The organism is Methylobacterium sp. 190mf, from assembly GCF_900107945.1.
Lineage (GTDB): Bacteria > Pseudomonadota > Alphaproteobacteria > Rhizobiales > Beijerinckiaceae > Methylobacterium.
The window spans coordinates 143,251-155,421 of record NZ_FNVI01000012.1 but is presented as its reverse complement, the minus strand read 5'-3'; the positions used below and the strand labels follow the sequence as shown (position 1 = coordinate 155,421).

Annotated in this window: 11 protein-coding genes; 4 read left to right on the top strand and 7 right to left on the bottom strand. The window is 72.3% G+C overall.

The annotated features are described in order from the left end of the window. Positions 1 to 23: 23 nt before the first annotated feature. The 3 genes from C4T42_RS16265 to C4T42_RS16255 all read right to left on the bottom strand — a co-directional run bounded on the left by C4T42_RS16265 (position 24) and on the right by C4T42_RS16255 (position 1,816). Positions 24 to 746 (bottom strand): di-trans,poly-cis-decaprenylcistransferase, encoded by a 723-nt coding sequence (locus tag C4T42_RS16265; protein ID WP_042674708.1) that lies wholly within the window; start codon positions 744 to 746, stop codon positions 24 to 26. Between the two features lie 76 nt (positions 747 to 822). After that, positions 823 to 1,212 (bottom strand): transcriptional regulator, encoded by a 390-nt coding sequence (locus tag C4T42_RS16260; RefSeq protein WP_020093611.1) that lies wholly within the window; start codon positions 1,210 to 1,212, stop codon positions 823 to 825. Continuing rightward, on the bottom strand, positions 1,199 to 1,816 hold the full coding sequence (locus tag C4T42_RS16255; protein WP_020093612.1) for a hypothetical protein: 618 nt from the start codon (positions 1,814 to 1,816) through the stop codon (positions 1,199 to 1,201). Before C4T42_RS16255 ends, C4T42_RS16260 begins: the two co-directional genes overlap by 14 nt. A gap of 301 nt (positions 1,817 to 2,117) precedes the next feature. Between C4T42_RS16255 and uvrB the strand changes: the two genes are divergently transcribed. Further along, positions 2,118 to 4,871 (top strand): excinuclease ABC subunit UvrB, encoded by a 2,754-nt coding sequence (uvrB, locus tag C4T42_RS16250; RefSeq protein ID WP_103985429.1) that lies wholly within the window; start codon positions 2,118 to 2,120, stop codon positions 4,869 to 4,871. Positions 4,872 to 4,887: 16 nt separating this feature from the next. Here uvrB and C4T42_RS16245 read toward each other — a convergent pair whose 3' ends face one another. Beyond that, positions 4,888 to 5,106, bottom strand: coding sequence for a hypothetical protein (locus C4T42_RS16245; protein WP_042674712.1), 219 nt, complete (start codon positions 5,104 to 5,106; stop codon positions 4,888 to 4,890). A 134-nt stretch (positions 5,107 to 5,240) separates the two neighbouring features. Here C4T42_RS16245 and C4T42_RS16240 point away from each other — a divergent pair, with 134 nt between their 5' ends. Both C4T42_RS16240 and C4T42_RS16235 read left to right on the top strand, forming a co-directional pair. Beyond that, positions 5,241 to 5,774, top strand: a complete 534-nt coding sequence (locus tag C4T42_RS16240) for an ankyrin repeat domain-containing protein (RefSeq protein ID WP_020093615.1) — start codon at positions 5,241 to 5,243, stop codon at positions 5,772 to 5,774. A gap of 83 nt (positions 5,775 to 5,857) precedes the next feature. Further along, entirely contained in the window at positions 5,858 to 7,591 is a 1,734-nt protein-coding gene (locus C4T42_RS16235; RefSeq protein ID WP_244603216.1) for a PQQ-binding-like beta-propeller repeat protein, read from the top strand. A 362-nt stretch (positions 7,592 to 7,953) separates the two neighbouring features. Here C4T42_RS16235 and C4T42_RS16230 read toward each other — a convergent pair whose 3' ends face one another. The 3 genes from C4T42_RS16230 to C4T42_RS16220 all read right to left on the bottom strand — a co-directional run bounded on the left by C4T42_RS16230 (position 7,954) and on the right by C4T42_RS16220 (position 11,378). Continuing rightward, positions 7,954 to 9,279, bottom strand: a complete 1,326-nt coding sequence (locus tag C4T42_RS16230; RefSeq protein ID WP_056525445.1) for an O-antigen ligase — start codon at positions 9,277 to 9,279, stop codon at positions 7,954 to 7,956. 126 nt (positions 9,280 to 9,405) lie between these two features. Continuing rightward, positions 9,406 to 10,308: an alpha/beta hydrolase gene (locus tag C4T42_RS16225; RefSeq protein ID WP_042674716.1), complete on the bottom strand. Its 903-nt coding sequence runs from the start codon at positions 10,306 to 10,308 to the stop codon at positions 9,406 to 9,408. 83 nt (positions 10,309 to 10,391) lie between these two features. After that, positions 10,392 to 11,378: a lytic transglycosylase domain-containing protein gene (locus C4T42_RS16220; RefSeq protein ID WP_103985427.1), complete on the bottom strand. Its 987-nt coding sequence runs from the start codon at positions 11,376 to 11,378 to the stop codon at positions 10,392 to 10,394. Positions 11,379 to 11,549: 171 nt separating this feature from the next. Here C4T42_RS16220 and C4T42_RS16215 point away from each other — a divergent pair, with 171 nt between their 5' ends. After that, the gene (locus C4T42_RS16215) at positions 11,550 to 12,149 is read left to right on the top strand and encodes a cysteine hydrolase family protein (protein WP_103985426.1); all 600 of its coding nucleotides are present in this window, start codon (positions 11,550 to 11,552) and stop codon (positions 12,147 to 12,149) included. Positions 12,150 to 12,171 lie beyond the last annotated feature (22 nt).

Here is a 12,171-nt window from a genome sequence, read left to right as displayed (position 1 = left end):
CGGCGCGCGCGCGTCAAGCCGCCTCAGGCGGCGGCCGGGACGGCCGGCGCCTTCAGGCCGCCGAACCGGCGCTCCCGGCGGCCGAACTCGGCCACGGCCTCGGCGAGGTCGTCGGGCCCGAAATCGGGCCACATCCGCTCGGTGAACAGCAGCTCGGCGTAGGCCGCCTCCCACAGCATGAAGTCGGAGAGGCGGCGCTCGCCACCGGTGCGGATCAGCAGGTCGACATCCACCGGCGAGCCGTGCATCGGACCGGCCACCAGCTTGCCGAAGCTCTCGCGCGTCGGCTCCTCGCCGGCGAGGCGCTGCGCGGCCGCGATGATCGCGTCGCGGGCCGAGTAGTCGACGCAGATCCGCAGGTGCAGCCGGGTCCCCCCCGCCGTGGCGGCTTCGGCGGCCGCGATCGCCTGGGGGATGCCGTCGGGCAGACGGTCGCGCCGACCGACGACGCTGAGACGGGTGCCGGTGCGGGCGAGGCGCTGGGTCTCGTTGCGCAGGTACGAGCGCAGGAGCCGCATCAGGCCGCCGACTTCCTCGGCCGGCCGCTGCCAGTTGTCCGCCGAGAAGGCGTAGAGTGTCAGCGTGCCGATGCCGTGATCCGGGCAGGCCTCGGCGGTGCGGCGGATCGCCTCGACGCCCCGGTGGTGCCCGGCCAGCCGCGGCAGGCCGCGCTGCGTCGCCCAGCGCCCGTTGCCGTCCATGATGATCGCGGCGTGCAGGGCTCCCGGCACCGCTTCGCTTTGCATCGTAAAGTCTCCCGGCATGGGCGTGGCGTAGAGGTCTATCGAAACGGGATTAACATTCCCGGCGGGACGGGCGGTCTCACGCCGTTTTCGTGGCCGGATCGAGGCCGCGGACACCGGACTCGGGGCCGCGCTCGGCCGCCTCCGCGGCGTCGCGCACCACCTGCTCCAGCACGCCGAGATAGCCGATGAAGCGCCGACGCCCGACCGCCGTGAGGCGGCAGATCGTCTGCGACCGGTTCTGCGCGAAGCGCTTCTCGAGGCTCACCAGATCCGCCTCGCTCAGAACGGCCAGGTGGCGGCTGAGATTGCCGTCGGTCAGCCCGCACAGCCGCTTGAGATCCGGGAAGGGCAGCCCCTTCGGGTGCGCCACCAGGGAGGTCAGCACGCTCAGGCGCGCCCGCTCGTGGATGATCCTGTCGAGCCCCTCGTAGGAGAAGCGCCCCTCGGAACGGTCAGCGGTCGTCATCGAAGGCCCGGGCCCCGTGATGGATGATCCCGGCCAGCCACGCCTGGCCGAACAGGAAGGGCAGGCCCATCGTCCAGGGCGACAGGGCCCGCGTCTCGGCCGAGACCGCCAGCACGGCGAGCCCCGCGAGCAGGTACCAGGCCCCGACGCCCTGGACCGCCCGGGGCAGGATCCGCGCCGAGGCGAAAAGGCCGAGGCCGACCAGCACCTGCCAGAGACCCGGCAGCATCCAGACCTCGCCGGGGGCGAAGCGGGCGATGACCAGGGCGAGGCAGGCCCCCGCGCCCGCGGCCGGCAGGAACACCTCGATGGCGTTCCACACCATCGCGTCGGCGAGGCCGGAATGCAGGCGCCGGCTGCGCCGGACCGCCTCGACGCCGATCATCGCGAAGGCCGCGAGGGCCGCCGCGATCCAGAGGCCGAAGAACAGGCCCGGCCGCGCCGCGGGATCGCCGAGCCACAGCGCCTGCCCCGCCGCGCAGGCGAGCGCGAGGCCGCCGGTCCCGGCGACCGTCGCCGCGCCCAAGCCGCGGAACGCCGTGTCGCGGGCGATCTGCGAGCGGATGGCCACGATGTCGGCCAGCGCCTTGTCCAGGTCCTGCATGTGCCTCAAGCCCCCGGCCGCAGCATGCCGCACACCCCACTTTGCACCGCAAAGTATCGACGGGGTCGGCCCACCGCAAGCCGATTTCCGCGCGCGCATGCCGATCTTCTCAGCATCCGGGACCGCGGTCGAGTTCGCCCCCGGGTGAATTCTACCTATCGGTTGTATTCGCCACACCGTCTTTAGTGGAACGCCACGGCGCTCCGCGGCCGGTCCTCGGCATGGCCGGCGGCAGACGAAAGCCGTCAAACCGCACCCGCGCAGGGTTTCTCGGAGCGCGATCCGGGCCCATATTGTTCTCATGCCCGCACCGAAGAAACCGCGCGCCGCCTCCGTGACGGCCACGTCCGCCAAGGCGTCGAAGCCCGAGCTGAAGCCCCTGGATACCTATCTGGCGGAGCTTCTGAACCCGGCGCTCAACCGGAACCGTCCGGCCACCGTCGAGCCGCCCCCCGAGGCGCCGGCACGGCCGGGCCGCAAGGCGGGGGGCAGGAAGGGCAACCCGAAGGACGGGGTGCCCGCGGCCGCCACCCGGAGGGCTGAGATCGCCCGCGACGGCTTCGCGGAGGCCCCCCAGGCCGGCTACGCGCTCGGCGACGCGGCCGATGTCGACCCGCGCCTGGCGCAGGCGCTCGGCCTGACGCCGCCCGAGGACGGCCCCGCGCCGGAGGGCGCCGATCTGCCGGATCCCGGCGGCGACGGCGGCGCCTCGGCGACGGTGAGCGCGCTGGAGCGGCTGCTCACCGAGGGCAACCCGCTGTTCAAGGACGGCAAGACCTGGACGCCCCACCGGCCGGAGCGGCCGCAGAAATCCGAGGGCGGCGTCCGGTTCACGCTCAAGTCGGAGTTCACCCCGGCCGGCGACCAGCCCCGGGCGATCGCCGAGCTCGTCGGCGGCGTGCAGGCGCTGGAGCGCGACCAGGTGCTGCTCGGCGTCACCGGCTCGGGCAAGACCTTCACGATGGCCAAGATCATCGAGGAGACGCAGCGCCCGGCGCTGATCCTCGCGCCCAACAAGACGCTGGCCGCGCAGCTCTACGGGGAGTTCAAGGCGTTCTTCCCCGACAACGCGGTCGAGTACTTCGTCTCCTACTATGACTACTACCAGCCCGAGGCCTACGTCCCGCGCTCCGACACGTTCATCGAGAAGGAATCCTCGATCAACGAGCAGATCGACCGGATGCGCCACGCCGCCACCCGCGCCTTGCTGGAGCGGGACGACGTGATCATCGTCGCCTCGGTCTCGTGCATCTACGGCATCGGCTCGGTCGAGACCTACACGGCGATGTCGTTCACGGTCTCGCTCGGGGAGCGGATCGAGCAGCGCCAGCTCATCGCCGACCTCGTGGCCCTGCAGTACAAGCGGATCCAGTCCGACTTCGCCCGAGGCACCTTCCGGGTGCGCGGCGATTCGATCGAGCTGTGGCCGGCCCACCTGGAGGATCGCGGCTGGCGGATCGGCCTGTTCGGCGACGAGGTCGAGAGCATCGTCGAGTTCGACCCGCTCACCGGCAAGACCATCTCCGAACTGAAGTTCGTGAAGGTCTACGCCAACTCGCACTACGTGACGCCGCGCCCGACGCTGCAGCAGGCGATCAAGGGCATCAAGCACGAGCTGAAGGGCCGGATCGAGGAGCTGACCCGGATGGGCCGGCTGATCGAGGCGCAGCGGATCGACCAGCGCTGCACCTTCGACATCGAGATGATCGAGGCGACCGGCGCCTGCAACGGCATCGAGAACTACTCCCGCTACCTCACCGGCCGGAAGCCCGGCGAGCCGCCGCCGACCCTGTTCGAGTACCTGCCCGACAACGCCCTGGTCTTCACCGACGAGAGCCACGTCACCGTGCCGCAGATCGGCGGCATGTACCGGGGCGACTTCCGCCGGAAGGCGACGCTGGCCGAGTACGGCTTCCGGCTGCCGTCCTGCCTCGACAACCGCCCGCTGCGCTTCGAGGAGTGGGACGCGATGCGGCCGATGACGGTCCACGTCTCGGCGACGCCCGGCAAGTGGGAGATGGAGCAGACCGGCGGCGTCTTCGCCGAGCAGGTCATCCGCCCGACCGGCCTCGTCGACCCGGTGATCGAGGTGCGCCCGGCCCGCAGCCAGGTGGACGACCTGCTGGGCGAGGTCCGGGAGGTGGCGCAGGCCGGCTACCGGACCCTCGTCACCACGCTCACCAAGCGCATGGCCGAGGACCTCACCGAGTACCTGCACGAGAACAGCGTGCGGGTGCGCTACATGCACTCCGACATCGACACGCTGGAGCGGATCGAGATCATCCGCGACCTGCGGCTCGGGGCCTTCGACGTGCTGATCGGCATCAACCTGCTGCGCGAGGGCCTCGACATCCCGGAATGCGCCCTGGTGGCGATCCTCGATGCCGACAAGGAGGGCTTCCTCCGCTCGGAGACCTCGCTGATCCAGACGATCGGCCGCGCCGCCCGCAACGCCGACGCGCGCTGCATCCTCTACGCGGACAATATCACCGGCTCGATGGAGCGGGCGATGGCCGAGACCGAGCGCCGCCGCGCCAAGCAGCTCGCCTACAACGCCGAGCACGGGATCACGCCGCAGAGCGTGAAGCGCGGTATCGCCGACATCCTCAGCAGCGTGTTCGAGCGCGACCACGTGCAGGTCGATACCGGTCTGGCCAAGGACGCGATCACGGTCGGCCACAACCTCAAGGCCGTCATGGCGGACCTCGAGAAGCGCATGCGCGCGGCCGCCTCCGACCTCGACTTCGAAGAGGCGGCGCGGCTGCGCGACGAGCTCAAGCGGCTCCAGGCGACCGAGCTGCTGGTCTCCGACGACCCGATGGCCCGGCAGGGCGACGTGGAGCGCGAGGCCGGCAAGTTCGGCCGGAAGCCGCCGCGCGGGGGCAGCCGCATCGCCAGGCCCGACCTCGACAATATGGGCCCGGGGACGGACCGGGAGCTGCCGGTGGGCGGCGCGGCGCCGGTCTGGCAGGAGCGGCCGAAGCCGCGCTCGACGCAGGGGCTCGGCGGTCAGAAGCCCAAATACAAGGGCGGCGGTGGGCGACGGCGGGGCTGACCCGGCCGCCGGGACCTCAGGCGGCCTCGCTGCCGCGGCCGAGGCCGTGTCCCGACCCGGCCTCGCCGGCATCGACGATGGCCTGCGCGATCCGGACCACGAGGACGTGGCAGGCCTCGTCGTAGGCGTGGGAATCCGCGCGGACTGCCGCCTCGACGACGGTCCCCGCCTGCTCGCGCACGATCTCGCGGGCGGTGCGCAGCGCGTCGGCGTAGGGCTCAAACGGTCGGGGCATCGTCGCGCTCCGGAGACGCCGGGCCTGGCCCGGATAGGCGGCTGGAACGAGCCGGGCGACGAAACTGTTCCCCCGGCCGCTGGACGTCGATGCCGCAGCGGCCCAGATCAGCCGCGATGAGTGACGAGCACGCGATGGCCTCAGAGACGAACCCGCCCCCGACCCTCGACGACGAGACCCTGGCCTTCGCGGGCCGGGTCTTCCAGTACGCGCGGATGGGCCACGCCGAGGAGCTCGCCGACCTGTTCGGGCAGGGGCTGCCGGCGAACCTGCGCAACGACAAGGGCGACAGCCTGCTGATGCTCGCCGCCTATAACGGTCAGGCGGAGGCCGCCCGGGTGATCCTGGAGGCCGGCGGCGACCCGGAACTCGCCAACGACCGCGGCCAGACGCCGCTCGCCGGCGCGGCCTTCAAGAACGACCTCGCCGTCGCGCAGCTCCTGCTCCGGCACGGGGCCGCGGTGGACGGGACCGGCGACGGCACCCGCACGGCGCTGATGACCGCCGCCATGTTCGACCGCACCGAGATGGTCGACCTGCTCCTCCAGCACGGTGCCGACCCGGATCGCCGCGACGCCTCCGGCCAGAGCGCCGCCGACATGGCCCGGGCGATGGGCGCCCAGGCGACGCCGGCGCAGCTCGACGGGGCGCCCCGGCGGCAGGCGTGAGGCCGCGTCGCGAGAAGACCTGTTCGGGCGCGACAGGCGCCGCACACGGGAGCACAACCTTGTCGCGATGGATCGGGGCCGCCCTGCTGGCCTGCCTTGCCGGAACCGCCTCCCTCGGTACGGCCTCCGCCGCCGAGACGCCCTGGCCGGCCTTCGGACACGACCCGAGCAACCGCAACTTCTCCGAGCTAACCCAGATCAACCGCGACACGGTCGGCCGGCTGCGTCCCGCCTGGATCTTCCAGACCGGGGTCACCGGCTACTTCCAGGCCCAGCCGGTGATGGTGGACGGCACCCTCTACGTCTCCACGACACAGAACAACGTCGCCGCCCTCGACGCGAAGACCGGCAAGCCGCTCTGGACCTACACCCACAAGCCGCGCACCGAGAAGATCTTCGGCCCGCCCTCCAACCGCGGGGTCGCGGTGTCAGGGGGCCTCGTCTTCGAGGCGACCATGGACGGGCAGCTGATCGCCCTGGACGCCAGGACCGGCCGGATCGTCTGGGAGAAGGAGGCGGTGCGCCCGGAGGAGGGCGAGACCGAGACCGCCTCGGGCCTCGCCGCGACCCTCGGCGGCAAGCCCGTCCAGGGTTCGAGCCGCCTCGGCTTCAAGATGCCGCCGCTCGTCGCCGACGGGCTCGTCATCGTCGGCGTCACCGGCGCCGGCTACGGCCTCCACATCGAGGACGAGGCGGGCGGCCTCGACGGCGGCTCGGTGGTCGGCATCGAGGGCGGATACGGGCGGCGCGGCTGGCTCGCGGCCTACGACGCGAGGACCGGCGAGGAACGATGGCGCTGGTACGTGACGCCCTCGGAGGGCTGGGAGGGCGGCTTCGTGGAGAAGACCGCCGACGGCACGCCGCTCCACCGCGACATCGCCGCCGAGAAGGCGGCGGCGCCCGCCAACCGCGACGCCTGGCGGGTGGGCGGCGGCTCCCTCTGGATGACGCCCGCCTACGACCCCGATCTCGGCCTGATCTTCCTCGGCACCGGCAACCCGGCGCCGCAGAATTTCGGCCTGTCGCGCCCGGGGGACAATCTCTACACGATGTGCCTCGTCGCCCTCGACGTGAAGACCGGGAAGCTGCGCTGGTACTACCAGCAGGTGCCGCACGACGAGTGGGGCTACGACGTCGCCGCGCCGCCCTTCCTGCTGGACATGCCGGGCGGCGCCAGGGCGGTGGCCTCGGCGAGCAAGACCGGCTGGATCTACGTCCACGACCGCGCCACGGGGAAGCTGCTCGCGCGCTCGGCCCCGCTGATCGAGCAGAAGAACCTGTTCGCGCCGCCGACCCCACAGGGCACCGTGGTGGCGCCCGGCCCGCTCGGCGCGGTCTCGTGGCCGCCCACCGCCTATGACGGGACGCGCGCCTACGTGCAAGTCCGCCACGGGGCGACGACCTACACGGTTAAGACCGTGCCGGCCGCCGCGGGGCGTCCGGAGATCCGCTACACGGAGACCGGGGAGGCCAGGGGCGAGCCGTCCTTCAGCACGCTCACGGCCGTCGATCTCGCGGACGGCGGCCGGATCGCGTGGTCGGTGCGCGGCGCGAGCCGCCTCTCCGGAGGCACCCTGGCGACCGCCGGCGGGCTCGTCTTCTCGGGCGAGGAGGACGGCCATCTCGACGCTCACGACGCGCGGGACGGCCGGATTCTCTGGCGCTTCCAGTGCGGGGCCGGCATCAGCGGGCCGGCGATGACCTACGCGCTGGACGGCAAGCAGTACGTCGCGGTGGCGGCGGGCGGCGCCTCGTTCACCAGGGCGTCGGGCTTCGGCACCGGCGACGCGCTGCTGGTCTTCGCACTGCCCGATTGACCGCGGCCGGCCCACAGCGCGGACGGATGTCGCGGCGCGCCGGACTTTCGACGTTGCGGCGGGACGGGACGCCCCGGCGCGGCCCCTTGGCTAGTGGGCCACGAAGAGGGACAGCGCGCACAGGGCACTCGCGCCCAGCGCGAACGTCACGTCGGTCCAAGCGAAACGAGCCCTGCCAAGCATGCAGCATCTCCGCGCGAATACCGACCAACAAATTCCCGGACAAGTTGTTGCCGTCCGCTACCGGACAGAAGCCTCGCGGACGGTGGACGGAGACGTTCGAGGAGGCAGGCCGGGACGGGTACGCTCACGACGCGCGGCCTTCCGCGGCCGGCGCGTGATGTCCGGGCGCCCGGGGCGCTTCAGCCCGCCGCGACGGCGTAGCGGGTGCGCAGGCGCAGGCCGAACACTGCCATCATGAACATGCAGCAGGTGGCGTTGTTGCCGTTGTAGAGCACCGTCTCGAAGGAGGCCGAAACCAGCCCGAGGAACCACAGCCTCAGGAACAGCATGGTCTCCGCGTCGAGGCGCGTCCCGCCGGCCACGCGCTGCAGGTCGCGCACCGGGGCGAGCACGAAGGCCACCACGGTCAGGGCGAGGAACGGCAGGCCGCCGATCAGCGCGGTGTCGAGATAGGCGTTGTGGGCGTGGTCGACGGTGTTGACCCAGGTCAGCGCCTCGGAGCCGGCATACATGGTCCGCTCAGTCATCCAGAAGGCGCCGATCCCCCAGCCGCGCCAGGGCCGGATCGCGATGTTGTCGATGGCGAACTGCCAGATCTCGCTGCGGCCCGTGAAGGTCGCGTCGGTGAGCAGCGAGCCCACCGCCTCCTGGATCGGCGGCGCCAGCACCGAGCCGATCGAGATCAGCGAGAACCCGATCACCGGGCCGAGGAGCAGCAGGCGGCGCAGGAACCCGCCGGTCAGGACCTGGCACAGGCCGGTCACGGCGAGGATCACCGGCAGGAGCAGGATCGCGGTCTTGGAGCCGCTCGCCACCAGGAACCCGGCCGCCAGGAGCACGATCGCCCAGCCGAGGACGCGGCTCGCCACCCTGGCGACGTAGAGGCCCACGATCACCAGGATCACCATGGCGGCACCGGCCTCGTTCTTCTGCGGGAAGATCCCGCGCCAGAGGCCCGGGTGGCTCGGATCGGAATTGACGTCGAAGGCCGAGTGGATCGCGAGGTTCGGCACGAAGGCGACCGCGAGGTAGGAGGCGAGCACGATGACCAGGGCGGACCCGGCCATGGTCAGCGCCAGCTGGCGGGGCGAGCGGGCCACGATCAGCACGCCCGCCGAGAGCATCGCCGCGATGGCGAAGAGCGCGAGCCGCCGCAGCGACAGGCTCGGCTCGACGGAGAGCAGCGCCGTCGCCCCGAGCCAGAGGGCGCAGAGCACGAGGGGACGAGTCACCAGGGGGCGGAGGTGGCGCACGCCGATCCGGTGGATCGCCGCCGCCATGGCGGCGCCGGCGCTGAGGAACAGGATCTGCGTCAGCAGGCTGCCGTCCTCGGAGGCCGCGAGCATCGACCGGTCGGACAGGTCCTTCAGCCAGACGTGGTTCCAGAGCAGGACGAAGACGGCCCCGTTCAGGAGCACGCGCAGAACGTCCGGCACGTCGCGGCCCGCGACGCCGCGCTGCCGCCCGTCGGCCGGGATCCCGATCGCCGCGTCCGCAGAAGCCATGCCGTCCCACCGCGAGGCCGCGCCGCGCGGCCAGGACCATTCTAGCGGCCCGCAGGTGCGGGGCGATGGAAAATCAGATGTTGCACCCCGCGATCGCGCGATAACCTTGACGCGATGCCGGCGGGGTCAGCGCCGCATCGTGTACTGCGAGCGGCCGGCAGATTGCCGCATCAGGAAGGACGCCATCTCGGCCAGTTCCGGCGCCTTCGAGCGGAAGGTGACGGACAGCGCCAGCAGCGTGTCCTTGTGGTCGAGGCCCGGGTAGAGCCGCTCCTGGACCGGGACGTGCTCGGCCCGCAGCTTGGCGGCGAGGCTGACCGTGTGCCGCGGCTTCACCACGGTGTCGGCGTCGCCGGTCGCCAGGAAGGCGGGGGGCGAGAGCGGGCCTACGAAGGCGACGGGCTGCGTGGCCTCCGGATCTGGCGCCTTGCCGAACACCTTGACGGTGGTGTCCTGGTCGAACGGCAGGAAGTCGTAGGGGCCGGACAGGCCGGCGACGGCCTTGATCACCTTGGGATCGACCCCGGCGGCGATCACGTAACGCGGGTCGAGGCCGAGCATCACGGCGTTGTAGGCGCCCGCCGAGTGGCCGGCGAGCACGATGCGGCGCGGGTCGCCGCCGTATCCGGCGATGTTGTCGCGCACCCACGCGATGGCCTCGGCGCCGTCCTCGAGGAAGCCGGGGAACGGCGCCTCCGGGTAGAGCCGGTAATCGGGCAGCACCGTGACGAAGCCCTGCGCCGCGAGGGCGTGCCCGACGAAGGCGTAGTCGTCCTTGGCGCCGCTCTGCCAGGAGCCGCCGTAGAAGAACACCAGGACCGGCGCGTTCTCGGCGCCCGCGGTGGGAACGTAGACGTCGAGCCGCCGCCGCGGACCCTCGCCGAAGGGCTGGTCCTTCGCGGCGAGCCGCCCCCCCGGATCGCGCGGGCCGATCGCGTCGAACAGCGCGAGCGGCGAGGCAGCGGTGAAGCCGAACGCGGCGAGCCCGAGGCAGAGGAGGCTAGCGAGCGCGGTGAGGAGACGTGTCATATCCCATCCGGTTGTCCCGACCGGGCCATACGGCACCGCCCTCGGGGCGGATTGATGACGCTCTCGGGGCGGATCACGAAAAATCAGGTCCGCAGCACGAAGCAGGCGCCGCCGACCTTGCGGATGCGGCCGCACAGGTCGTCGGCCGCCTGCCGGCTCTGCGCCGGGATGCGGATCCGGTAGAAGGCGCGGGTCCCGCGGTTGCGCAGGCGCGTGCCGATGATCATCGGCCGCACCTCGCCGATCACCCCGGCGTAGGCGCTCCGCGCGCGGTTGAAGCTCTGCAGCGCCAGCGCCTTGGAGAAGTTGCCGGCGAGCTGGATGCCCCAGGGGGCGGCCGGCCCCTCGTTGAGGCCGAGGGCGAAGCGGTCGCCGCGCGACGGGACGCGCAGGCTGGCGGTGACCTGCAGGCAGGTCTGCGGCGCTTCCGGCTTGGTCTCCCTCTTGGCCTCCCCCTTGGCCTCCTGGTCCGTCGCGTCCTTCTGACCCTTCGCCTCGGACTTGCTCTCGGACTTGCCGTCGGACTTGGCAGGCGCGCCGCCCTCCGGGAACTCGATCGCCTTGCCGGGGCCGGTCCGCCAGTCGTCCACCGGCTGGCCCGTGATGTTTGCCACGTAGGCCCGCGTCTCGGCGGGCAGGCCGCCGTCGCCGGCGAGCCACTTGCTCACCCGCGCGGCGCCGCCGTTATAGGCCGCGGCGGCGAGGCCCAGATTGCCGAACTGGGTCCTCAGGTCGGCGAGCAGGTGGGCCGCGTGCGGGATCGCCTGCTCGGGATCGAACGGGTCGAGGAGGCCGCGCTCCCGGGCGGTCCCGGGCATGAACTGCGCGACACCCTGCGCGCCGGCCGGACTCACCACCCCGACGCGAAAACTGCTCTCGCGCCAGATCAGGCGCGTCAGGAACGGCACCGGCAGGCCGCGGGCCTTGGCCGAGTCGTCGATGAGGCGGCACAGGGCCTGCTCGACGGTCTCGGTCGCCCCCTCGGACGGGGCGGCCGCGGCCGGCTGCGCGCAGGCGAGGGCGATGAGCAGCGCGCCGAGGCGCAGGGGCGGGGCGGTCACGCCGCGCATGTAGCGACGCGCGGGGTAGGATCAATCCGCACGGCCAACCTTCCTGGGGGAACATCCGGCCCCGGCGCACGAGCGTTGCACCTTTGCACACTGGCGCGACCGGGCCGCGCCGTCGTAGCGTCCCGGGCTCAGAGAGCCGCCTCCGAGGCGGCCCCACGGGAGGAACCGCCGATGTCCGATCCGGCAACCCTGCGCGGCCTGTCCGGCCTGAGCCCCGCGCCGGCCCCGCTCAGGGGCTCGGCGCTCGTGATGATCGACCTGCAGCAGACCTACCGGGAGGGCGTGATGCGGCTCGACGGCGTCGAGCCCGCGCTCCGGGAGGCGGCGGCGCTCCTGCGACGGGCGCGCGAGGCCGGGATCCCGGTGATCCATGTCCGCCACGATGCCGGGCCGGGCTCGCCCTACGACGTGACCGCCCCGATCGGCCAGATCAGCCCGGAAGTGGCGCCGCAGGGCGACGAGCCGGTGATCACCAAGGCCTATCCGAGCTCCTTCGTGGGCACCGACCTCCAGGCGCGGCTCGAGCAGATCGGCGTGAAGGACGTCGTCCTGGCGGGCTTCATGACGCATATGTGCGTCAACTCCACCGCCCGGAGCGCCTTCAACCTCGGGTTCCGCCCCACCGTCGTGGCGGCCGCCACGGCGACGCGGGACCTGCCCGGGCCGGACGGCGCCGTGGTGCCGGCGGCCCAGCTCCAGGCCGCGAGCCTCGCCGCCCTCGGCGACCTGTTCGCCGTGATCGCGCGCGGGCAGGGCGATATCCCCGACTGAGACGGCGGACCGCTCCCGGCAC